22 protein-coding genes and 3 tRNA genes are annotated in these 23,459 nt (G+C 42.3%); 1 reads left to right on the top strand and 24 read right to left on the bottom strand.

What is annotated here, in order from left to right:
• Positions 1-42: 42 nt before the first annotated feature.
• From AB6N04_RS11055 to nadA, 5 genes are all read right to left on the bottom strand, one after another.
• Entirely contained in the window at positions 43-834 is a 792-nt protein-coding gene (locus AB6N04_RS11055; protein ID WP_369308356.1) for a hypothetical protein, read from the bottom strand.
• A gap of 37 nt (positions 835-871) precedes the next feature.
• Entirely contained in the window at positions 872-1,018 is a 147-nt protein-coding gene (locus AB6N04_RS11060) for a hypothetical protein (RefSeq protein WP_369308357.1), read from the bottom strand.
• 192 nt (positions 1,019-1,210) lie between these two features.
• Entirely contained in the window at positions 1,211-2,269 is a 1,059-nt protein-coding gene (aroG, locus tag AB6N04_RS11065; RefSeq protein WP_369308358.1) for a 3-deoxy-7-phosphoheptulonate synthase AroG, read from the bottom strand.
• A gap of 352 nt (positions 2,270-2,621) precedes the next feature.
• Positions 2,622-3,344, bottom strand: a complete 723-nt coding sequence (pnuC, locus tag AB6N04_RS11070; protein ID WP_369308359.1) for a nicotinamide riboside transporter PnuC — start codon at positions 3,342-3,344, stop codon at positions 2,622-2,624.
• Positions 3,345-3,413: 69 nt separating this feature from the next.
• The gene (gene nadA / locus AB6N04_RS11075; protein ID WP_369308360.1) at positions 3,414-4,454 is read right to left on the bottom strand and encodes a quinolinate synthase NadA; all 1,041 of its coding nucleotides are present in this window, start codon (positions 4,452-4,454) and stop codon (positions 3,414-3,416) included.
• Between the two features lie 251 nt (positions 4,455-4,705).
• On the opposite strand from nadA, the gene AB6N04_RS11080 reads away from it, so the two are divergent.
• The gene (locus tag AB6N04_RS11080; RefSeq protein WP_369308361.1) at positions 4,706-5,575 is read left to right on the top strand and encodes an aminoglycoside 6-adenylyltransferase; all 870 of its coding nucleotides are present in this window, start codon (positions 4,706-4,708) and stop codon (positions 5,573-5,575) included.
• Between the two features lie 150 nt (positions 5,576-5,725).
• On the opposite strand, the gene AB6N04_RS11085 is transcribed toward AB6N04_RS11080, so the two are convergent.
• The 19 genes from AB6N04_RS11085 to AB6N04_RS11175 form a co-directional block, all read right to left on the bottom strand.
• A tRNA-Lys gene (locus tag AB6N04_RS11085) sits at positions 5,726-5,801 on the bottom strand.
• Positions 5,802-6,067: 266 nt separating this feature from the next.
• A tRNA-Lys gene (locus AB6N04_RS11090) sits at positions 6,068-6,143 on the bottom strand.
• A gap of 32 nt (positions 6,144-6,175) precedes the next feature.
• Positions 6,176-6,251, bottom strand: a tRNA-Lys gene (locus AB6N04_RS11095).
• Positions 6,252-6,443: 192 nt separating this feature from the next.
• Positions 6,444-7,229: a cell division protein CpoB gene (gene cpoB / locus AB6N04_RS11100; RefSeq protein ID WP_369308362.1), complete on the bottom strand. Its 786-nt coding sequence runs from the start codon at positions 7,227-7,229 to the stop codon at positions 6,444-6,446.
• 22 nt (positions 7,230-7,251) lie between these two features.
• A complete protein-coding gene (gene pal, locus AB6N04_RS11105) occupies positions 7,252-7,749 on the bottom strand; it encodes a peptidoglycan-associated lipoprotein Pal (RefSeq protein WP_047756402.1) in 498 nt (165 codons plus the stop codon).
• 44 nt (positions 7,750-7,793) lie between these two features.
• Complete coding sequence (tolB, locus tag AB6N04_RS11110; protein WP_369308363.1) at positions 7,794-9,086, bottom strand: Tol-Pal system beta propeller repeat protein TolB; 1,293 nt, start codon at positions 9,084-9,086, stop codon at positions 7,794-7,796.
• A 146-nt stretch (positions 9,087-9,232) separates the two neighbouring features.
• Positions 9,233-10,327 (bottom strand): cell envelope integrity protein TolA, encoded by a 1,095-nt coding sequence (gene tolA / locus AB6N04_RS11115; RefSeq protein WP_369308364.1) that lies wholly within the window; start codon positions 10,325-10,327, stop codon positions 9,233-9,235.
• Between the two features lie 51 nt (positions 10,328-10,378).
• Positions 10,379-10,801 carry a colicin uptake protein TolR gene (tolR, locus tag AB6N04_RS11120; RefSeq protein WP_004256786.1) on the bottom strand — a complete coding sequence of 141 codons (423 nt, stop codon included), beginning with the start codon at positions 10,799-10,801 and terminating at the stop codon, positions 10,379-10,381.
• Between the two features lie 17 nt (positions 10,802-10,818).
• Positions 10,819-11,502 (bottom strand): Tol-Pal system protein TolQ, encoded by a 684-nt coding sequence (gene tolQ / locus AB6N04_RS11125; RefSeq protein WP_369308365.1) that lies wholly within the window; start codon positions 11,500-11,502, stop codon positions 10,819-10,821.
• Positions 11,499-11,903 (bottom strand): tol-pal system-associated acyl-CoA thioesterase, encoded by a 405-nt coding sequence (gene ybgC / locus AB6N04_RS11130; RefSeq protein WP_369308366.1) that lies wholly within the window; start codon positions 11,901-11,903, stop codon positions 11,499-11,501. Before ybgC ends, tolQ begins: the two co-directional genes overlap by 4 nt.
• Positions 11,904-12,028: 125 nt before the next feature.
• Positions 12,029-12,316 carry a cyd operon protein YbgE gene (gene ybgE, locus AB6N04_RS11135; protein ID WP_369308368.1) on the bottom strand — a complete coding sequence of 96 codons (288 nt, stop codon included), beginning with the start codon at positions 12,314-12,316 and terminating at the stop codon, positions 12,029-12,031.
• Positions 12,317-12,321: 5 nt separating this feature from the next.
• Complete coding sequence (gene cydX / locus AB6N04_RS11140; RefSeq protein ID WP_004909083.1) at positions 12,322-12,435, bottom strand: cytochrome bd-I oxidase subunit CydX; 114 nt, start codon at positions 12,433-12,435, stop codon at positions 12,322-12,324.
• Positions 12,436-12,446: 11 nt separating this feature from the next.
• Positions 12,447-13,586, bottom strand: coding sequence for a cytochrome d ubiquinol oxidase subunit II (gene cydB, locus AB6N04_RS11145; protein ID WP_369308369.1), 1,140 nt, complete (start codon positions 13,584-13,586; stop codon positions 12,447-12,449).
• A 13-nt stretch (positions 13,587-13,599) separates the two neighbouring features.
• Positions 13,600-15,168 carry a cytochrome ubiquinol oxidase subunit I gene (gene cydA / locus AB6N04_RS11150; RefSeq protein WP_369308371.1) on the bottom strand — a complete coding sequence of 523 codons (1,569 nt, stop codon included), beginning with the start codon at positions 15,166-15,168 and terminating at the stop codon, positions 13,600-13,602.
• 858 nt (positions 15,169-16,026) lie between these two features.
• Complete coding sequence (gene sucD / locus AB6N04_RS11155; protein ID WP_369308372.1) at positions 16,027-16,899, bottom strand: succinate--CoA ligase subunit alpha; 873 nt, start codon at positions 16,897-16,899, stop codon at positions 16,027-16,029.
• Complete coding sequence (gene sucC / locus AB6N04_RS11160) at positions 16,899-18,065, bottom strand: ADP-forming succinate--CoA ligase subunit beta (RefSeq protein WP_206085302.1); 1,167 nt, start codon at positions 18,063-18,065, stop codon at positions 16,899-16,901. The genes sucD and sucC overlap by 1 nt, the downstream gene beginning before the upstream one ends.
• Before the next feature lie 132 nt (positions 18,066-18,197).
• Positions 18,198-19,409 (bottom strand): 2-oxoglutarate dehydrogenase complex dihydrolipoyllysine-residue succinyltransferase, encoded by a 1,212-nt coding sequence (gene odhB, locus AB6N04_RS11165; protein ID WP_369308373.1) that lies wholly within the window; start codon positions 19,407-19,409, stop codon positions 18,198-18,200.
• Between the two features lie 14 nt (positions 19,410-19,423).
• Entirely contained in the window at positions 19,424-22,237 is a 2,814-nt protein-coding gene (gene sucA, locus AB6N04_RS11170; RefSeq protein WP_369308374.1) for a 2-oxoglutarate dehydrogenase E1 component, read from the bottom strand.
• Between the two features lie 496 nt (positions 22,238-22,733).
• Positions 22,734-23,450, bottom strand: a complete 717-nt coding sequence (locus AB6N04_RS11175; protein WP_369308375.1) for a succinate dehydrogenase iron-sulfur subunit — start codon at positions 23,448-23,450, stop codon at positions 22,734-22,736.
• Positions 23,451-23,459 lie beyond the last annotated feature (9 nt).

A 23,459-nucleotide genomic window follows, 5' to 3' on the forward strand; every position in this document is an offset into this window, starting at 1 on the left:
TGATAAAAATCTGCCTACAAAAATAGTAGGCAGATTTTATTATTAATGAACTTGAACAGGGATCATCATGTCTATTGAAGGGTATACATTCAGGTCAATACCATTGATTGTCTCCGAATCCAATACATTAATTCCCGAAATAAAGGTGGATAATAATTCAAGAATATTCGTCGAAATATCAAGACCCCCTGAAATAGGGATGTCAGCTTTAAAAGTTTTAATCCCATATTTATTTAAAACAGGCTCTGCCATCTCAGCCCATTCCAAATAACCAGTAATCGCTTCTTCTGCATTTTTAATATTATCCTTAGCTCTTATGATTTCATATTCAGTTAAAGCATCATATTTTAATTTATCTTTTTGTGAATTAATATAATCTTTCTGTTCTTGAATTAGCTTACCATATTCTTTAAATCCATTAACATAGTCATAACCTTTATATTCACCATGTTCTTTAACATTCTCAATCGTATAATTAATATTATTCGCGGTGCTTTCCAGAGTAACCATTTTAAAGTGTTCCTGCCTAATTCTATTGTCTGATTCAGTTAATAACTCCCTTGCTTCAGACGTTAATTTAGGTAGTGCGTTAAATAATTTATTGCTAAATTCAGGTGGTGATAATTTTCTAGTTTTAAGTTCGTAAAATTTATTTATTATTTCACTTATCTGACTACTTGCAATCTCACCATTTTGCATATAACTGTTAACTTCAGTTAATAACCGATTATAATTTGAATTCCTATCGGTGAGATATTCATAGTAGCTTTCAACAGAATCTATATATTTCTCTATTTCATTTAACTCACTCTCGTCTATATTTCCAATTTTCAAGTTATTTTCAATAAAGACCTTATAGTACCTTAAGTTATTATCTAATAATTAAATCATAAAATGATGGGTAAAAAATTTCATTTCTATTTACAGCATTAATTGAATGTTCATGCCAATTCATTAAATCGAGTTTATAATTAGCTCTATTTAAATTACTTAAATTACTTAAATTACTTAAATCCATACTGCAATCTCCTATAGTTTCAATTAATAATTATATATTTCGGAGATTACATTAGCCAAAATATTATAAAAAAAACAAATTTAGTTTTTATATATAAAGAATTGAATCATATTAGTAGAAATAGTTAAAATAACATTTAGCCATTAATAGAAAAGCTCAATTATATAATAATTGAGCTTTTCTGGAGATTAATTAATATTTACTGCGACGTGCTATCACAGCATCCGATAGCTGACGCAATACTTTCTCGGTATCACCCCAACCAATACAAGCATCTGTGACGCTTTTACCGTAAACTAATGGCTCACCGGATTCTAAGTTTTGGTTACCTTCCACTAAATTACTTTCAATCATAATCCCTGTAATTGAACGATCGCCGCTGCTAATTTGTTCACTAACATCCGCCGCAACTTCCATCTGCTTTTCAAATTTCTTACAGCTATTCGCGTGGCTAAAGTCAATCATAATGCTAGGCATTAAACCTGCTTTTACTAAGCCCTCGCGCACTTCTTTAACATGTTTAGCGCTATAATTTGGCTCTTTACCGCCACGCAAAATGATATGGCAGTCAGGGTTACCGCTTGTGTTTACGATGGCAGAATGTCCCCATTTCGTCACAGACAAGAAACAATGTGCAGAACGCGCCGAATTAATTGCATCAATGGCAATTTTAATCGTGCCATCAGTACCATTTTTAAAACCAACAGGGCAAGAAAGTCCTGAAGCAAGTTCACGGTGAATTTGTGATTCAGTGGTACGTGCCCCAATTGCTCCCCAACTCATTAAATCAGCAACATATTGTGGGCTAATGACATCCAAAAACTCACCCGCAGTCGGCAAACCTTGGTTATTAATCGTTAATAGTAATTCACGCGCAATACGTAAACCTTCGTTAATATCGAAACTGTTATCCATGCGAGGGTCATTAATTAAACCTTTCCAACCCACTGTGGTACGAGGTTTTTCAAAATACACACGCATCACGATTTCTAACGAGTCTTTCAACTCTTCACGCAACTGAGCTAAGCGCTCAGCGTATTCAAGCGCAGCTTTAGTATCATGAATCGAACACGGGCCAATTACCACCACTAGGCGGTCATCTTTACCCGTTAAAATATTGTGAATAGCAAGGCGTGCTTCATGAACGGTAAACGCAGCTTTATCTGTTGCTGGAAATTTTTCAAGTAGAGCAATAGGGGGAAGTAATTCTTTTATTTGTTTTATTCTGACGTCATCGTTCTGATAGTTCATACCTGTATATCCAATGTTTATTATTTTTTACTGTTGTTGATTTGCATACCTTATTTATCTCAAGCTAGCGCGCAGAGATCGCTTGTTAGTTCCCTCACCACGCAATAAAGATGAATTGATAACTTAAAAGATAATCGGTATCGAATTTTTAATCTAACCGTTCAGCAGACATCTGTAAACAGCCAAACGCATGCAGAAACAAGGGGTTTATTTGCTACTGATTATAAAATGAGGTGAAATAGGGATATTTAGCACAATAAGCAGGCTAAGTTGACATTTTCCAGTGTTAAAAACAAGCAAAACGACTAAATAACGAGGATGTTACTTTAGCCGTTTTCTGTTTTTTTTCAAACTAGGGGCGAGATAACGGCGTAGAGCCATTCTCTTTTGCTGATTTTATCCAAAGTCGAGAACCGTTTAAGGCGATACCGAGCAAAATAAGGTATTCTAGCGACATTGCGTATACCCCTTGGATAAAGAAAATCACAATGCTTATCACATTGATGATCACCCAAAGCAACCAATTCTCAACGTATTTACGCGTCATTAAGATCATCGCAACGACAGACAAAATCGTCATTGCGGAATCCCAAAATGGGAATGCATCCGGTTCTATCGTTGGCATCGCTAAATTAGCACCAAACAAATTCAAAATTTCAACAGCCCAAGTCGCCAGAATGCCAAACACTGTGTCAATATTAAAAGTGAGATAAAGAACCGCTAATACGCAAAACACTAGGGTTATAGAAGCTTTTGGTAGGCTTAACCAGCGGATCTTTAACTCAGCTTGTTGAGAGCTTGTTACCCGGCTCCATGCATACCAACCATAAATATTGGCGACAAAAAAGAATATCTGTAAAAGTAAGTTCGCGTAGAGTTGGATCTGAAAGAAAATAACGGCAAATAATGAAACATTAATTAAACCAAATAGGTAATTAATCGTTTTTTCTAAGCTTGCCAGTAAAATGCAAAGTAAACCTGCAATTGTCCCCACGGCCTCAATATATGATAAATCATAGACTGAACCCCATAAGGGGATTTGTACTAACGTATTGGCTGTACTAAAAAAATCCATCCCAAAACCCTTTTAATTGTTAGTCAATGTTGTATTGCTCAATACTGCTTTTCTTTATGCTGATTATGTTTATTTTAGACTCTGAGCAAAATCTAGCATTTTATTCAACGGTAATAACGCTTTTTTTCTTAAATCATCAGTAACGTATATTTGATGGTCTTGAGAATTCCCTTCTAATGCCTCAGCAATCGCTTTTAAGCCATTCATTGCCATCCAAGGGCAATGGGCACAAGTCCGGCATGTCGCCCCCTCTCCTGCTGTTGGTGCAATATATAACGTCTTTTCTGGGCACGCTTGCTGCATTTTATAGAAAATGCCTTTATCCGTTGCCACGATCATTGAAGGGTTGGGTAAGTCTTGTGCGGCTTTGATCAATTGACTCGTAGAGCCCACCGCATCAGCGAGTTCGACTATCGCCTGAGGCGATTCAGGATGGACCAGCACTGCAGCTTCTGGGTAGAGAGACTTCATTTTTTGTAACGATTGGGTTTTAAACTCATCATGAACAATGCAAGCTCCCTGCCAGCACAGAATATCCGCCCCGGTTTGCTGCTGTACATAACGCCCCAAATGACGGTCTGGAGCCCAAATAATTTTTTTCCCAAGGCTATTAAGGTGCTCAATCAACTCAACGGCAATACTTGAGGTTACGACCCAATCAGCCCGTGCTTTTACCGCCGCTGATGTATTGGCGTAGACAACAACTGTTCTATCTGGGTGCTCATCACAAAAACGAATAAATTCATCTTCAGGGCAGCCTAAATCCAAAGAGCATTGTGCATCCAGTGTTGGCATAAGAACAGTTTTCTCTGGGCTGAGAATTTTGGCTGTTTCTCCCATAAATTTCACCCCAGCAACCACAAGGGTTGATGCAGGATGTTTAGCCCCAAAACGCGCCATTTCTAGTGAATCTGCGACACATCCGCCAGTTTCTTCAGCGAGTGCTTGAATTTCAGGATCCGTATAGTAATGTGCAACGATAACTGCATTTTTTTCGACCAACAATGATTTAATCTGTTTGCGATAAAACGCTTTTTCATCCGCGCTTAATGGCGCAGGTTTTGGTGGAAATGGGTAAACTGACTGTTCGAAATCGATAAACACGCTCATTTTTCACCTCTGTTTAGCATAAAGCGATTTTTTGACTTAAATTAAGTTAAAAACCGCAAAATAAAGCCAAGTCTGTTTTATATACTAAACAAGATACTCCACTTTGCTTAATAAGTCTTCTTTCTTTTTACTTATAAAGTCGTATCTTCAGGCGGTCTTTTCTCATTCCTACTCTTTTTACGTTTGAACCTTCGCTTTTATTACGCTTTATCGGTATCTTAGCGCTTACTATTATATTAAGCAGGCCAGTTATGGAATCACCAGCATCGTTAATAAATAAAATTATCTCTATTTCATTACTCGACCCTAGAATTGAAGCCGTGGTGTTAACGGGTTCACGAGGTCGAGAGCAAGATATCGATAGTTACTCTGATATTGATATTGAATTAATCGGCCACGGCGTGATGGAACTCTTTCAACAAAAAGATTGGGTTGATCACTTTGGTAAACCATTGGCTGCACTTCATTTACTTAACTTAGAAGATGATGCCCCTGATTGGCCCACATGCTTAGTGATCTACGAAGAAGGTCGTAAAGTCGATTTCACTTTTGCAGAACCTGAACGTTTAGAGAAAATGAAGCGCTCAGGTTTGGATGCCACATTTTCACGCGGCTTTACTATTTTATTAGATAAAACAGGGATCACTGATGATTTACCAGACGATATCAACGCCGCATCTTTGATGCCTTCTCCTTTGAATGCCATTGAATTTGGAGAGATTGTCACCGACTTTTGGCATGAGGCCCATCAAGTTGCTATTGCCCTTACACGAGAAGAATTGTGGGTGGCATGGTCACGAAGCGCAGATATGAAGCGCTATTTTCTAATGCTGATTGAGCGTCTGGTTTCTCTACAAGGTAAAGATGTTTGGTATAAAGGCCGTAAGTTCCACGAATGGATGCCAGTAAAATATATTCAAGCTCTAGAAATTATTTTTAATTGCAGTACAGCAGAAAAAGCCGCATTGTCGTTACAGTGCTTGATGCAATGTTTTGCAGAAGTCAGTATTGATTTTGCCAAACTACAACCTTATGACGATCTACAGGATATGGCTAAAAAAATGCAAAAGTTAGTGATTGGTTTGTTACAAGATAATGGGCTGCTACCTGAAGGGCTGTGATTGTATTATCCAACGTAGTAATAAAATATTTTGTTTTAAACTGAGTCGTAAGGGGTGCAAATCCTACGGATTTCGCCTTCGGCTCAAACCTGCGACCAGCTTGTCGAGGTATCGCTAACCAACGGCATGTTTACTTAAGGAGACTTGAGATGGTGGGTCGTGCAGGATTCGAACCTGCGACCAATTGATTAAAAGTCAACTGCTCTACCGACTGAGCTAACGACCCATCTTGAAACTACTTTGATTATGTTTTGCAGGATTTAAGTTCTTCGAACTTCCCCTTCGGGCTGAACCTGCAACCATCTTGTAAAACTCAACAACCCGACCGACTGAGCTAACGACCCATCTTGAAACTACTTTGATTATGTTTTGCAGGATTTAAGTTCTTCGAACTTCCCCTTCGGGCTGAACCTGCAACCATCTTGTAAAACTCAACAACCCGACCGACTGAGCTAACGACCCATCTGGGATCTTTGTGTTTACTGTCTTAGATGGTGGGTCGTGCAGGATTCGAACCTGCGACCAATTGATTAAAAGTCAACTGCTCTACCGACTGAGCTAACGACCCATCTTGGGATACTTTATGTTTACTGTCTTAGATGGTGGGTCGTGCAGGATTCGAACCTGCGACCAATTGATTAAAAGTCAACTGCTCTACCGACTGAGCTAACGACCCATCTAAAACTCTAAAACTAAATTTCTTACTGTTTCGCGAGATTTTCGGATAACCGTATTCTCGTATCAACGGCGGCTTATATTACTGATTTCTGACGAGGGTGCAATAATTTTTTTGCAAAAAAAGATTGAATGCACACTTATCATACTGATAACCCCGAAATATTCGGCAATATCGCTTCGGGGTTAGGAATTAAAGTGCACTTAGCTTTTTTTCAGCTAATTTAGAGCCCGCACTGTTTGGATATTGTTTCAACACCTGTTGGTAAACAGCTTTCGCTTTATCTTTTTGTCCCTTATCTTGCATGATCAGCCCAACTTTATATAAGGCCTCGCTGCTTTTTTGGGATTTTGGATATTGTTTCACTACAGTGGCAAAGTAGAATGCAGCGTCGTCCTTACTACCTTTGTTGTAGTTTAGCTGCCCCAACCAATAGTTTGCGTTAGATTGATATCCTGACTTTGGATAGGCTTTAACAAAACTTTGTAATGCACCAATCGCTTCATCAATTTGAGCTTTTGATTTGCTTTCCATTGCAAGCTTAACCGCAGCATTATAATCATCTTTCTCATTTCCACCTGTATTGGCCGTTGCCGCAGGAGCATTTGATGAAGATGATGTATTTGCTGCACTTGTATCAGGCGCATCACCTGAGTTAGCTGAATTACCGCCCCCCGCGTTGTCTAATTGCATATACAAATCTTTTTGACGCTCGATGACTTGATTCAGTTTGTATTCACTTTCTTGAATCTGACCGCGTAGCATATCAATGTCACGTTGGTTGTCAGCGAGTTGTTGTTGAATTTGATACAAAATTTGACCTTGAGAAGATACTGCTGTCTCAAGCTGGGATAGACGGTCACCTGGGGAACCAGATCCGACATTGTTGATTGGCGCTTGGGCAATAGCGGCCCAAGGGGCCGCTACGCCAACCAATAACGACAGACCGACTAGTAAGTGTCTGAAGTTACTGTTCATAATAGATAATTTCGCTTATCTATTAGTATGCAATGACTGCACGACGGTTTTTCGCGTAGTCTGCTTCAGTATGACCTAACACAGCTGGTTTTTCTTTACCGTAAGAAACCAGTGAAACTTGGTCACCAGAAACACCCTTGCTTTGCAGGTACATTTTAACTGCATTAGCACGGCGCTCGCCCAGTGCGATGTTGTATTCTGGAGTACCACGCTCATCCGCATGACCTTCAACAACAACACGTACAGATGGGTTGCTACGCAGGAATGCTGCGTGTGCATCTAACATATCAGCGTATTCTGGAGATACGTTGTATTTGTCAAAGCCAAAGTAAACAGTGTTGTTTTGTTGCAGCTGTTCCATTTGCTGACGTGCCAGCTCTTCCGCAGACAGACCTGTGTTAGTTTGGTTAGTAGAAGTATCTACGCCATCTTGGTCATTGTTTTTGTTAGAGCTACAAGCTGCGACTGCCATGATTGGTAACGCGATCATCAGCCCTTTAAGCACTTTATTCAGTTGCATCGTTTTGATCCTTAATATTTTTTGCCACACATTATTATTATGCATCACAGATACGGAGACCAGGCAGGGAATTTAACCTGTCCATCGGTCGCCGGAAGACGCGCTTTGAAACGCCCGTCGGTCGAAACTAGCTGCAATATAGTCCCCAAGCCTTGAGAGGAGCTATAAATTACCATAGTGCCGTTAGGTGCGATACTCGGCGTTTCATCTAGGAACGTTTTCGTTAAAAATTCAACGTTATTCGTTGCCAGATCCTGTTTGGCGACATGCTGCTGACCGCCGCCGGAGCTGACCATCACTAAGAAAGTACCATCCGGACTAACATCAGCATCCTGATTTTGTGTTCCTTCCCAGGACACACGCTCAGGGCTGCCACCATTAATATTCATTTTATAAATCTGCGGACGTCCTGCCTGATCTGAAGTATAGACCAACGTTTGGCTATCTGGCATCCAGCTTGGCTCAGTATTGTTACTACGACCATCTGTTACCTGACGAATTTGCCCACTTGCTAAGTCCATCACATAGAGATTCAGGCTGCCTGTTTTAGACAGTGCAAATGCCAATTTTGTCCCGTCTGGAGAGAATGCAGGTGCCCCATTATGACGAGGGAAAGATGCCACCTGACGAACGGCTCCAGTAGACAATGTTTGAATGACAAGTGCTGAACTACCACTTTCAAACGTTACATATGCCAGTTTTTCACCATCAGGTGACCAAGCTGGCGACATCAGAGGTTCTGGTGAACGGTGAACCGTAAATTGGTTGAAACCGTCGTAATCAGAAACTCGTAATTCATACGGATACTGACCGCCTTTATTCACGACAACATACGCAATGCGTGTGCGAAAAGCACCACGAATACCGGTCAGTTTTTCAAAAACTTCATCACTTGCAGTATGCGCTGCGTAGCGTAACCACTCTTTTGTGACTTTAAATTGATTTTGAGATAACACAGCACCAGGATTAGCAGCAACATCGACTAGCTGATAGCTAACCACAAAGCTACCATCAGCGGCTGGCTGTACTTGCCCCACTACCACCGCATTAATACCTAATGCAGTCCATGCTTCTGGAATAACTTCCGATGCAGTGCCTGGTTGCTGAGGCATACGGCTTGGCTCAATTGGGTTAAATTTCCCGCTATTGCGTAAATCAGCACCTACGATTTGACCAACTTCTTGTGGCGGTGCACCTGCACCAGACCATTTAAAAGGCACCACACCAATTGGTTGAGCTGAATTTACACCTTCAGTGATCTCAATACGTATTTCAGCCTGAGCCACTGTCGCCCATAGCATTAGGAACCCTAAAACTACTTTAAAAGCCTGCTTCATTCTTATCTCCCTTACTGCGTATTATTTACCACCGCAATAATTCGCTGAATTTTAACAAAGGTATAATAACAAAACTAGATACCACGCAAACTATTTATGCTATTGCCATAAAATTTTCAATACAGATAGCTCTGAGTTATTGAAAATCAAGGCTTAAACACAACTACGCTCCCTGCTTTATTAAATGTATCATAGACTTCGCGGCTAGGCGGTTTTGGCATTGTAGCAAGCTTCGCTGCTCTGATTGCCGCATCACATAGTGCCGCGTCGTTTGCCGGATTATTTTTTGGTGTAATACTGACCAATAATCCGTCAGGAGCAAGCTTTAATTGCAGGTCACAAGTCCGTCCACGATAAGTCTCCGAATCATAGAACTTACTTTGGATTGCTGCTTTTATTTTACCTGCGTAACTATCAACATCCGCATTTGATGCGCCTGATTTTTTACCGCCCCCCGTTCCCGCTGCTGCTTGGCCGCCCTGCTTACTTGGGCCTGATGCCGTTAAGTCACCCAGCAAGTCATCAACAGAAGCCGCGTTTTTGGCTGCTTCTGCTTTGGCTTTAGCCGCTTTGGCTTTAGCTTCTTTGTCTGCTTTTTCTTTCGCTTCTTTTTCAGCTTTAGCTTTGGCTTCTTTTTCGGCTTTGGCTTTCGCTTCTTTTTCCGCTTTTTCTTTGGCTTCTTTTTCCGCTTTAGCTTTAGCAGCCTCAGCTTCTTTTTGCGCTTGAGCTTCAGCTTTGGCTTTTTCGGCTGCTTGCTCTTTAATTAATTTTTCTTTTTCGGCTTTTGCTTTCGCGGCAGCTTCTTCCGCAATTTTTTGCTCTTCCTTGGCTTTTTTCGCGGCTTCTAACGCTTTTTTCTGTTGTTCTTCAGCTTGCTTTTGTTGCTCAGCGGCATCACGTTCAGTTTTTATGCGTTCTTCTTCTAATTTTTGCAGGCGTTTTTGTTCCTTCTCTTGCTGTTCCCTTAGCTCAGCTTCTTGCCTCTGTTCTTGTTCTTTACGCTCTTTAGCTGCTTGTCTGGCCATGTTTTGTTGTTTTTGCATTTGTTCATACTGCTCAACAACCACGCCGGGGTCGACCATCACCGCATCAATGACAGTCCCTTCTTCTCCGCCACCACCAAGTTTGACGACGGAAACTAAAGAGCCTATAACGATCAAACCGATCAAAAGAATGTGCAGTATCACTGACATCATAAGTGATCGATTTAAGTTATCTTTTTTCTCTTTTGTCTTTCCCACTCTGGTATCCAAAAAAAGATTTGTGACTTACGCAAACCACAACAACTCAGCCTAAATAGGCTGAGTCATCAAGCCGACAGATTTAATCCCTGCACTATGCAAAATATTCAGCGCCTTAATCACTTCTTCATAAGGCACTTCTTTTGCGCCTCCAATTAAGAAAATCGCTTTGGGATTTTTCTCTAATTGAGATTTAGCTTCAGCCGCAATCTGTTCAGGTGGCAGCAATTCTAACACCTCACCATCAAGGCGCATATTGTATTGCCCCACTCCCGAGACCTCTAAAATAATCGGTGGGTTATCACTCGATGATACGGTTTGTGTATCCGTTGCATCCGGTAATTCAACCTCCACGCTTTGAGAGATAATTGGTGCGGTTGCCATAAATATCAGCAATAACACCAACAACACATCCAGCAATGGAACGATGTTGATTTCGGATTTCAGCTCACGTCTGCGACTTGTGCGCGCCATTCGCTTATCTCCCCGTATTATTTCTTATCAGCAGAGAAGGCTTGACGATGCAAGATGGCTAAAAATTCTTCCATAAAGTTATCGTAGCTTTGTTCTAACTTACTGACACGCAGGTTTAAACGGTTAAATGCCATAACGGCAGGAATTGCAGCAAACAAACCAATCGCAGTGGCGATCAGCGCTTCAGCAATCCCTGGAGCAACCATTTGTAAGGTCGCTTGTTTAACCGCACCTAATGCGATAAATGCGTGCATAATCCCCCAAACGGTACCAAATAAGCCAATATATGGGCTAATTGAGCCAACCGTACCTAAGAATGGGATATGCGCCTCTACCGATTCTAATTCACGATTCATTGAAATACGCATTGCTCGAGACGCCCCAGTGACCACCGCATCAGGTGCATGAATATTCGCTTGATGTAAACGGACGAACTCTTTAAAACCTGCGTGGAAAATTTGTTCTGCACCACTGAGTTCATCACGACGCGCTTGGCTTTCTTTATATAAGCGCGATAGCTCGATTCCTGACCAGAACTTATCCTCGAATGCCTCTGCCTCACGGGTAGCGGCATTTAATATTTTGGTTCTTTGAATGATGATCGCCCATGATGCAATAGAAAAACCGATCAAAACGAACATAATAAGCTGAACCAAAAGGCTCGCTTTTAGGAATAAATCCAGGATATTCATGTCAGTCACTGTTTAAACTCCGCGACAATAGACTTAGGAAGCGCTGTAGGCTTCATTTTTGATGTGTCCACACAAGCAATAAGGGCATTTGCCCCACATAGCAGGTTACCTTGCAAATCAACTAACCTTTGATGAAAGGTTAATGAGGCGCGTTTCATTTCAACAAGTTGCGTCTCAACTTCCAACAGATCATCCAACCGAGCACCTTTCACAAAGTCAATTGTCATGCTACGCACAACAAAGCCAAGGTTCTCAGCAAGCATACTTTGCTGGTTGATCCCTTTATTTCGCAACATTTCTGTTCTCGCTCGTTCAAAAAATGCTAAATAGCGCGCGTGATAAACCACGCCGCCCGCATCTGTATCTTCATAATACACGCGAACAGGCCAGCGAAATAACATATCAACCACTCCGTCTTAGGTTAAATTAACTAACGGTGCCACTATACTCAAGACAGTGTCAGTTTGGAATCACTTTGAAAGTAAAGATATCAAAAATAATTATGGGTCCATTGACCCACAATTAGCAATTAGAATTATCTAAAGACTTGAAAAAGTCCCCAAATAAGAATGATGGCTGCTGGCAATGGGTGAAATATTGCGCGAAAGATAACTTTTTGCGGTTTAAAACCAACCCCAAAAATCATTGCAGTGCAGGTTGCCCAAATTAATAACAGGCCTTGCCATATTTGGAATGAGCTGGTTTTGGCCGCGAACATAGTTGGGTCCCACATTACCGCACCAGCGGTCACTAAAGCTAAAATAAGGATAAGGGCCCTTATCGGCCCCTTATCCAATAGCTGATAGGTTTTATCCACCAGCATTTTAGTTACTCACCATCTTTAGCGGCTTTAGAGTCTTCAGAGTGCTCTAACGCTAATGCTGCAATCACTGCAAAACTACAAGCTAACAGCGTGCCGAGGATCCAGGCGAAATACCACATAGTTATGCTCCTTAATACAGTGAGTGCTTGTTGCCTTCGATGAAGTTTTTATCCAAACGACCAAACAATTTGTAGTAACACCATGCGGTGTATGCCAGTACGATTGGAACAAAGATAATCGCAACCACAGTCATCACTTGAAGCGTAAACAGGCTAGAAGTCGCATCCCACATGGTCAAGCTTGCATTTGGCATGATGCTTGAAGGCATGATGAATGGGAACATTGCTACACCACAAGTTAAAATGATACACGCGATAGTTAATGAAGAACTAACAAACGCCCAACCATTTTTATCTGCTTTACTAAACAGCATAGTCAGTAATGGCAGTGCCAGACCCAGCACAGGCAGAGCCCAAAGGATTGGATAAGCATTGAAGTTATTCAACCATGCACCTGAAGCCACTTCGACTGTTTTGTTCAGTGGGTTAGAAACAGCCAGTGTATCGATGGTTGACGTCACAACATAACCATCAATCGCCATCACTAACCAGACACCTGCACCAGCAAACGAAAGCAGAGTGACTAATGCACAGATATAAGTTGCTTTACGAACACGCAAGTACAGTTCGCCTGTGGTACGCATTTGCAGATAAGTTGCACCTTGAGTCACAATCATCATTAAACCGACCACACCCGCTAACAGGCCATATGGATTCAGCAGACCAAACAGGTTACCTGTATAGGTTAGATACTGTTGGCTATCGATTTGCAGTGGAACACCCAGTAGCAGGTTACCAAACGCAACACCGATAACTAATGGTGGAACGAAACCACCGATGAACAGACCCCAGTCCCACATGTTACGCCATTTCGGGTTCTCCAACTTAGAACGGTAGTCGAAACCAACCGGACGGAAGAACAATGCCGCTAACACCAAAATCATGGCGATATAGAAACCAGAGAATGACGCAGCATAGACCTGTGGCCACGCAGCGAACATCGCACCACCCGCAGTAATTAACCAAACTTGGTTACCATCCCAGTGCGGTGCAACGGCGTTAATCATGATACGGCGTTCAGTATCTGTTTTACCTAAGATAGGTAATAAGAAGCCAACGCCCATGTCAAAGCCATCCGTGACGGCAAATCCAATCAGTAATACACCGATAAGGATCCACCACACAAACCGAAGAACTTCATAATCAAACATAAGTGGCTCCTATTTACTGAACGTCGTGTGCAGAAGTGTTTTTCTGTTCAAAGTGGTAACGACCGGTTTTCAGGCTACTAGGCCCTTTACGAGCGAATTTGAACATTAAGAACATTTCAGCAATTAAGAACAGTGTGTACAGACCACAGATCAGTATCATAGAGAAAATCAGGTCATGCGTTGTCAAATTAGAGTGTGCAACCGACACCGGCAACACTTCACCAATTGCCCATGGCTGACGACCATATTCTGCAACGAACCAACCCGCTTCAATTGCAATCCATGGTAATGGAATACTAATCAAGGCAATACGTAACAACAGTTTGCTTTTACCAATACGGTTACGAACCACTGCCAAGAATGCCCAACCGATGATTAACAGTAACAGGCAGCCAACACCAACCATGATACGGAATGCCCAGAATAGAGGACCTACGTTCGGAATACTGTCTTTAACGGCTTGCTGGATCTGTGCTTCTGTCGCATCAACAACATTTGGTGCATATTGTTTTAACAGAAGACCGTAACCCAGATCTTTTTTGCTTGCTTCGAATGCAGCACGCAAGTCAGGATCTTTGTTACCCGCTAACAGCTCTTGTAACTGACCATATGCAACCATACCGTTACGGATACGCACTTCGTGTTGTTTCATCAGATCTTTCAGACCTAATACAGGCGTATCAATAGAACGAGTTGTAATAATACCCATCACCCAAGGGATCGAGATAGCAAATTTGTTTTCTTGCTTCTCAGTATCTGGCCATGCAATTAAGTTAAATGCAGCAGGTGGAGCGTGGGTTTCCCACTCTGCTTCAACAGCAGCCAGTTTGGTTTTCTGAACGTCACCCATTTCGTAACCTGATTCATCACCAAGAACGATAACAGACAGAACGGCCGCGATACCAAAGCTTGCAGCAATTGCAAAAGAACGTTTAGCAAAAGCAACATCACGACCTTTAAGTAGGTAGTAAGAGCTAATACCAAGGATAAACATTGCACCAGTACAATAACCCGCAGCAACTGTGTGGACGAACTTCACTTGCGCAACTGGGTTTAAGACTAGCTCAGAGAAGCTAACCATTTCCATACGCATTGTTTCGAAGTTGAAATCAGCAGCAATTGGGTTTTGCATCCAACCGTTCGCAACCAAAATCCACAAAGCAGAGAAGTTAGAACCTAAAGCAACTAACCATGTTACAGCTAGGTGTTGATTTTTGCTTAAACGATCCCAACCAAAGAAGAATAAACCGACGAACGTTGATTCTAAGAAGAACGCCATCAGACCTTCGATTGCAAGAGGTGCACCGAAGATATCTCCAACATAGTGCGCGTAGTAAGACCAGTTAGTACCGAATTGGAACTCCATGGTCAAACCCGTTGCAACACCTAGGGCGAAGTTAATACCAAATAACTTACCCCAGAACTTAGTCATATCTTTATAAATTTGCTTGCCAGACAGCACATATACCGTTTCCATGATCGCAAGCAAAAACGCCATACCGAGCGTTAATGGCACGAACAGGAAGTGATACATTGCGGTTAAGGCAAACTGTAATCGTGACAGTTCGACAATATCAAACATCTTGACTCCTTGCTCCTAGCAGGAAGACACCGACTTGCGGCAACCCAGCTTCCAAATTATGTTTTTAGAAAGCCTCTTAACTACCAGCAAAAAATGCCTCAAAACAACAAATAATTAACAAAATTAAAAGAACAAACGTTACTATAATAATAGTACGCCTATCTTCACACACAATAAACTTCTTTTACGTGACTCAGATTTGAATTCTGAATTTACATCAATAATTATACTCTTTAATAGAAAATTGAGTATTTGATCGAGCACCAATTTAAGCAATTTATACAAATAAAGCTAGCTCCAATGAATTGATTTACGTCAATTTTTTTCGCATTGTTAATTGATTTGAGCTTCGGTCAATTAATAGTTATTTACTTGTTAATACGCTGTTATTGGTATTGATATAAATGTACTTAATTTTTTCAAAGATTAACAAAAAAATATAACCTTTGTATTAAGGACTCCAAAAAAGAATATTTAATTTATAATAGTATCTTATTTTAAAGTTATTATGAATTTTATTAATATACGAATCTAACTCAACTAAATGCCTATATTAGCTTAATTGATCCTCCCTAAAAGTTCTAAATTTGATGTGCCGCAATTTCACTATTTTTTGCATAAAGTGCGAACACCTCCCCACAATCTGATAGCGAATACCTTATTTAAGCTCGATGTCGCATTGCTACGCCAGTTGCTATCTTTTTTAAGTATAGACACTCTTTTACATAGCACCTTATAAGTGATGCAGAAATTATATTGGCTCTTGATGTGCTTTCCTGAGCTATAGACACAAAAAAACCCGTACTCAAAGGAATACGGGCTTTCGCCTCTTACGATTACTCGTTATCTAGGGGCTGTTTACTTGTTCAATAATGATTTAACAGCATCACCGATATCTGCAAGGCTACGAACTGTTTTCACGCCTGCCGCTTCTAATGCCGCAAATTTCTCATCTGCTGTACCTTTACCGCCCGCAATGATTGCACCAGCGTGCCCCATACGTTTACCTTTCGGTGCAGTCACACCCGCGATGTAACCGACAACAGGTTTAGTCACGTGCTCTTTAATATAAGCCGCGGCTTCTTCCTCTGCATTACCACCGATTTCACCGATCATAACGATAGCTTCAGTTTGTGGGTCAGCTTGGAATAATTTCAGGATATCAATAAAGTTTGAACCCGGAATTGGGTCACCACCGATACCAACACAGGTAGATTGACCTAAACCTGCATCTGTTGTTTGTTTAACCGCTTCATAGGTTAGCGTACCGGAACGGGAAACGATCCCCACTTTACCTGGCATATGGATGTGACCAGGTTGGATACCAATCTTACATTCACCTGGAGTGATAACGCCCGGACAGTTTGGACCAATCATACGAACGCCAGCTTCATCTAATTTCACTTTTACAGTCAGCATATCCAGCGTTGGGATACCTTCCGTAATAGTGATAATCAGTTTAATGCCTGCATCGATAGCTTCTAAGATAGAATCTTTACAAAATGGAGCTGGAACGTAGATAACTGAAGCCGTTGCGCCTGTAGCTTCAACCGCTTCACGCACGGTGTTAAATACTGGCAGACCTAAGTGAGTTGTGCCACCTTTACCCGGAGTCACACCACCAACCATTTGAGTTCCATAAGCAATTGCTTGTTCTGAGTGGAATGTACCTTGACCACCAGTGAAACCCTGGCAAATAACTTTGGTGTTTTTATCGATTAAAATAGACATTATTTAGCCTCCGCTGCTGCTACTGCTTTTTTAGCTGCGTCTGTCAGGCTGTTTGCAGCGATAATATTCAAGCCACTATCTGCCAGTTTCTTCGCACCTAACTCAGCATTGTTACCTTCTAAACGCACAACTACTGGTACATTTACACCCACTTCTTCAACTGCACCAATGATGCCGTCTGCAATCAGGTCACAGCGAACGATACCACCAAAGATGTTAACGAAAACCGCTTTCACGTTTTCATCAGAAAGAATGATTTTAAATGCTTCAGTGACACGCTCTTTTGTCGCGCCGCCGCCAACATCTAAGAAGTTTGCTGGTGCGCCACCGTGCAATTTAACGATGTCCATCGTCCCCATTGCGAGACCCGCACCGTTAACCATACAACCGATGTTGCCATCTAATGCAACGTAGTTCAGTTCCCACTGAGCCGCTTGTGCTTCACGAGCATCTTCTTGAGATTCGTCACGCAGTTCACGGATTTCAGGTTGGCGATATAATGCGTTGCTGTCGATACCCAATTTACCATCTAAGCACACTAAGTCGCCCGCAGTACTAATAACCAGAGGGTTGATTTCTGCTAATGCTAAATCGCGCTCAAGGAACAGTGTTGCCAGCCCCATGAAAATTTTTGCAAATTGACTAACTTGTTTGCCTGTTAAGCCTAATTTGAACGCTAATTCACGGCCTTGGAAAGGCATTGGACCCGTCAATGGGTCGATAATTGCTTTGTGGATCAGTTCTGGCGTTTCTTCAGCCACTTTCTCGATTTCCACGCCACCTTCCGTCGATGCCATGAAAACAACACGACGAGTGCTACGGTCTACAACTGCACCTAAATATAACTCTTTCGCAATGTCAGTCGCTGTTTCAACCAGAATTTGGTTAACTGGCTGACCATTCGCATCTGTTTGATAGGTAACTAAATTTTTACCTAACCAGTTTTCTGCAAAGGCTTTAACTTCGTTGATATCGCTAGTGACTTTAACGCCGCCAGCTTTACCACGTCCACCTGCGTGAACTTGGCATTTAATTACCCATGGGCCGTTGCCAATTTTTTTCGCAGCATCGACGGTTTCAGCGACTGATGAACAGGCATAACCTGTTGGTGCAGGCATCCCATAACGTGCAAACAACTGTTTTGCCTGGTACTCGTGTAAATTCATGATGTTCTATCCATAATTGAGTCTGAAGAGGCGTTTATTCGCCTCCTGCAATTGTTACTGATTTAGCAACCCGCAAGCGGGTTGCATCGGTTACTTCAGACCGGGCAGGTTATTCCCTGCCCTGTTATGTTGCTATACGTCCAGCAGTAAACGAGTTGGATCTTCCAGCATATCTTTGATAGCGACTAAGAAGCCGACTGACTCACTACCATCGATTAAACGATGATCATAAGACAGCGCTAAGTACATCATAGGAAGAATCTCTACCTTACCATTTACAGCCATCGGGCGGTCTTTAATGGCATGCATGCCTAAAATCGCGCTCTGTGGTGGGTTAATGATAGGTGTAGACATCAGAGAACCAAATACGCCACCATTAGTAATAGTGAAGTTACCGCCGGTTAAGTCTTCAACAGTTAATTTACCGTCACGACCTTTCACAGCCAGTTCTTTAATTTTCTTCTCAATATCAGCCATGCTCATTGCATCGACATCACGCAATACTGGGGTGACCAGACCACGAGGTGTGGATACTGCAATACTGATATCAAAGTAGTTATGATAAACCACATCGTCGCCATCAATAGACGCGTTCACTTCTGGATAGCGTTTCAGGGCTTCAACCGCAGCTTTCACATAGAAAGACATAAAGCCTAAACGTACACCATGACGTTTTTCGAATGCTTCGCCATATTGTTTACGTAAGTCTTTAATCGGTTGCATGTTGATTTCGTTAAACGTGGTCAACATCGCTGTGGTATTTTTCGCTTCTAACAAGCGCTCAGCAATACGTTTGCGCAAACGCGTCATTGGAACACGTTTTTCGCTACGATGTGCTAATGGAGCCTGTGGTGAAACAGGTGCAGATGCTGCTGGTGCCGCTGATTTGTTTGCAGACAAGTGTTTTTCAACATCTTCACGCGTTAAACGACCACCAACACCCGTGCCTTTAATATCCGCAGGGTTCAAGTCATGTTCTGCAATTAGGCGACGAATTGCTGGGCTCAGCGCATCGTTGCTTTCTGTTTCCAGACTTGCAGTTTGACGTTGTGCAGGCGTTGCTTGTTGTGGCTCTTTCACTTCAGCAGGAATACCCGTGCTATCACCTAAACGAATGCGACCTAACAGCTGTTTAGATAATACTGTTGCCCCTTCGTCTTCAACGATAGCTTCTAATACGCCCGCTTCGCTCGCTGGCACTTCCAGTACCACTTTATCTGTTTCGATCTCAACCAGAACTTCATCACGCTGAACACTGTCACCTGGTTTTTTATGCCATGTGGCAACCGTAGCATCTGCAACGGATTCAGGAAGATCGGGAACAAGAATTTCTACGCTACTCATTTTCTATCCTTTAATTATTCAATGTTCAAAGCGTCATTAACCAGAGCTTTTTGTTGCTCTAAGTGTACGGACGTATAGCCAACTGCTGGAGATGAAGAAGCAGCTCGACCTGCATAACGTAAAGTTGCCCCTGCTGGGATAGCTTCACGGAAATTATGTTGACTGCAATACCAAGCACCTTGGTTTAATGGCTCTTCTTGACACCATACAAAGTCTTTCACATGGTTAAATTGCGCCAACGCGTTTTGGATATCTTCGTGTGGGAACGGATACAGTTGTTCAATTCGCACGATAGCCACGTCAGTTTGTTCATTCTTACGACGTTGTTCTAACAAATCGTAATAGACCTTTCCTGAACACAGAATGACGCGTTTCACATTTTTCGGATTGATTTCATCGATTTCACCGATAACTGGTTCAAATGTTCCATTCGCCAGTTCTTCCATGCTAGACACCGCTAATGGGTGACGCAGCAGAGATTTTGGTGACATCACAATCAGAGGACGACGCATGCCTCGCAGGGCTTGACGACGTAACATGTGATAAACCTGAGCCGGTGTTGACGGCACACACACTTGCATATTTTGGTCAGCACACAGTTGCAGGTAACGTTCTAAACGTGCAGATGAGTGCTCTGGGCCTTGGCCTTCATAACCATGAGGCAGTAACATCACCAGTCCACACATACGACCCCATTTTTGCTCACCTGAGCTAATGAATTGGTCGATCACCACTTGGGCACAGTTAGCGAAGTCACCAAATTGTGCTTCCCAAATAGTCAGTGCACGTGGTTCGGTGGTTGCATAACCATATTCGAACGCTAATACCGCATTTTCAGTCAGAACAGAATCCCAAACGTTAAACACGCCTTGGCCGTTATGAATATTTTGCAGTGGAACGTAAACAGAACCGTTAGTTTGGTTGTGAATAACCGCATGGCGATGGAAGAAGGTTCCGCGTCCCGCGTCTTCACCTGATAAACGCACTGGGATGCCTTCATCAACCAAGGTTGCATACGCTAAAGTCTCCGCTGCCCCCCAGTCGAGTAATTTCTCACCTTTCGCCATCTCTGCGCGGTCAGCATAGATTTTCTCAACACGAGATTGGGCAACAACGCCTTCAGGGATAGTACTGACTTTTACTGCCAGATCTGTTAAGCGTTTGATATCAAATGTTGATTTGTAGGATGCATCCCATTCATGGTTCAAATACGGAGCCCATGTGTATGAGTTCAGCCCCATTTCACGGTACTCTTCAACCACACAGTCACCTGCATCTAATGCATCGCGGTACAGGTTAACCATTTCAGTCACATCATTCGCACTTAATACGTTCTCTGCGATTAAGCGGTCTGCGTAAATTTTACGCGGCGTTGGATGCTGTTTGATTTTTTGGTACATCACTGGCTGTGTTGCACTTGGCTCATCCGCTTCGTTATGGCCATGACGGCGGTAACACACTAAATCGATCATCACATCGCGTTTAAATGTATTACGGAAATCCAGCGCTAAACGTGTCACAAAAGCCACTGCTTCTGGATCGTCTGCATTCACGTGGAAAATTGGTGCCTGCACCATCTTCACGATGTCAGTACAGTATTCAGTTGAACGTGTGTCTTTTGGATTTGACGTGGTAAAACCAATTTGGTTATTAATCACGATACGTACGGTACCGCCCACCTCATAACCCCGTGCCTGGGACATGTTCAGTGTTTCTTGCACAACACCTTGACCAGTTACTGCTGAGTCACCGTGAATAGTGATTGGCAGAACCATGTTACTGCGACCTTCATCTAAACGGTCACGACGCGCACGCACAGAACCGATAACCACTGGGCTAACGATTTCAAGGTGTGATGGGTTAAACGCTAGCGCTAAGTGAACGCGTGAACCTGCGGTTTGAAAGTCAGAAGAGAAGCCTTGGTGATATTTAACGTCACCCGCACTAGAGTGATCTTTATGTTTACCTGCGAACTCATCAAATAATTCGCCCGGTTTTTTACCTAAGATATTAACCAGTACGTTTAAGCGACCACGGTGGGCCATACCCAGAACAACTTCACGGGTATCTTGTTTGCCTGCGTGGTGGATTAAGTCTTTCAGCATTGGGATCAGTGAATCACCACCTTCCAATGAGAAACGTTTTGCGCCCGGGAATTTTGCCCCAATGTAGCGCTCAAGACCTTCAGCTGCGGTTAACTCGGACAGGAAACGCTTTTTCTCTTCCGCCGAGAAAACTTTAGACACGTCTACAGACTCAAGACGTTGTTGGATCCAACGTTTTTCTTCTGTATTCGTGATGTGCATATATTCCGCACCGATTGAACCGCAGTAAATACGTTTCAGGTTGTCATATAGCTCGCTGAGTTTCATGGTTTCTTTGCCGATAGCAAATGAACCCACGTTGAAAGTTTCGTTGAAATCTTCTTTTGTTAAGTTATGGAACGCTGGGTCTAAATCTGGAACAGATTCACGTTTCCAAAGCCCTAACGGGTCAAGATTAGCATTTTGATGTCCGCGGAAGCGGAATGCATTTATTAACTGCAAAACTTTAACTTGTTTTGCGTCGATAGCTGGATCGCTAACAGAGGTATGATAACGTGTAGAGTCTTTTGCTAAGCGGCGGAAGTAATCGCGCGCTTGGGAGTGGAATTGCTCACCGCTAGTGCCGAGGGCTGCACCAGGTAGTTGCTCGAAAATGGCTTTCCACTCGGCATCTACAGAGTTAGGGTCAGTCAGATAATCTTCATAGAGCTGTTCTATATAAGTCTGGTTCGCGCCTGCCAGAAAGCTTGAATCCAGCCAGTCCTTCATTACGCCGTTCTGCATTGTGATCCCTTAAGCTTTAAAAGCTTTAGTTTTCGCCGTGGTTAACTAATCGCCGCATTTAAGCGACCTCGATAAAGGTTCTCTTGGACGTGCTTTATGCATGTTCTCTCTTTGGGAGGCCCTTTATCAGTAAGGGTTTCCCTTTTAAGGAACCTTTAAAAACTGGCTACGGTTTTTAAAGGCCCCTAAGATTACGCTTTCGTCTTCATCTTTTGCAGTTGGCTAATTTTTTTACTTTTTACTGTTACTTTCGTTACTTTCACTTTTTTGCGCTTTTGTTATTACAACGTTTTATTTAATGCTATTTTTTATTGATGACAATGTTACTTTCTGATCACCTTTATGGATATTTGGTTTTCGCGCTTTTGTGACCTTAAGCGCTATTTAAATCAAAATATTGAGTTTACTTTACGCTTTCTTTTTAACTTATGTTTTTATTTTGTGCTATTTTTACTTAGCCCGCAGTACCAAGGCACTGCGGGTTAAAGTTTAGCGATTAGGCACTGTGTTTTAGCAACATAGATTTAATATGACCGATAGCTTTTGTCGGATTTAGCCCTTTAGGGCATACATTGACACAATTCATGATGCTATGACAGCGGAAAACACTAAAAGCGTCGTTCAGATCATCTAATCGCGAATCGGTTTCTGTATCACGGCTATCAATCAAGAAGCGATACGCTGCTAACAGACCTGCCGGACCAATAAATTTGTCCGGATTCCACCAGAAAGATGGGCAAGAAGTCGAACAACATGCACACAAGATACACTCGTATAAACCATCGAGTTTTTCGCGTTGTGCAGGAGTTTGTAAATTCTCACGCGCAGGCGGATTCTTATTGTCATTAATCAGATATGGACGAATTTTCTCGTATTGGGTGTAGAACTGAGTCATGTCGATGATCAGGTCACGTATAACTGGCAGACCTGGTAATGGACGAATGACAATTTTCTTCCCACCACGAGTCAAAGCGGATAATGGCGTGATACATGCCAACCCGTTTTTACCGTTCATGTTCACACCGTCAGAACCGCATACCCCTTCACGACAAGAACGACGGAAGGATAATGTGGGATCTTGTTCTTTGATTTGGATTAACGCATCCAGCAACATCATGTCACGCCCTTCAGGAACGTCTAGCGTGTAATCTTGCATACGTGGTGCGTTGTCCACATCAGGATTGTAGCGATAAATCGAAAATTGTAATTTCATAGTTTATTT

This window comes from Providencia rettgeri (assembly GCF_041075285.1).
GTDB classification, from domain to species: domain Bacteria; phylum Pseudomonadota; class Gammaproteobacteria; order Enterobacterales; family Enterobacteriaceae; genus Providencia; species Providencia rettgeri_G.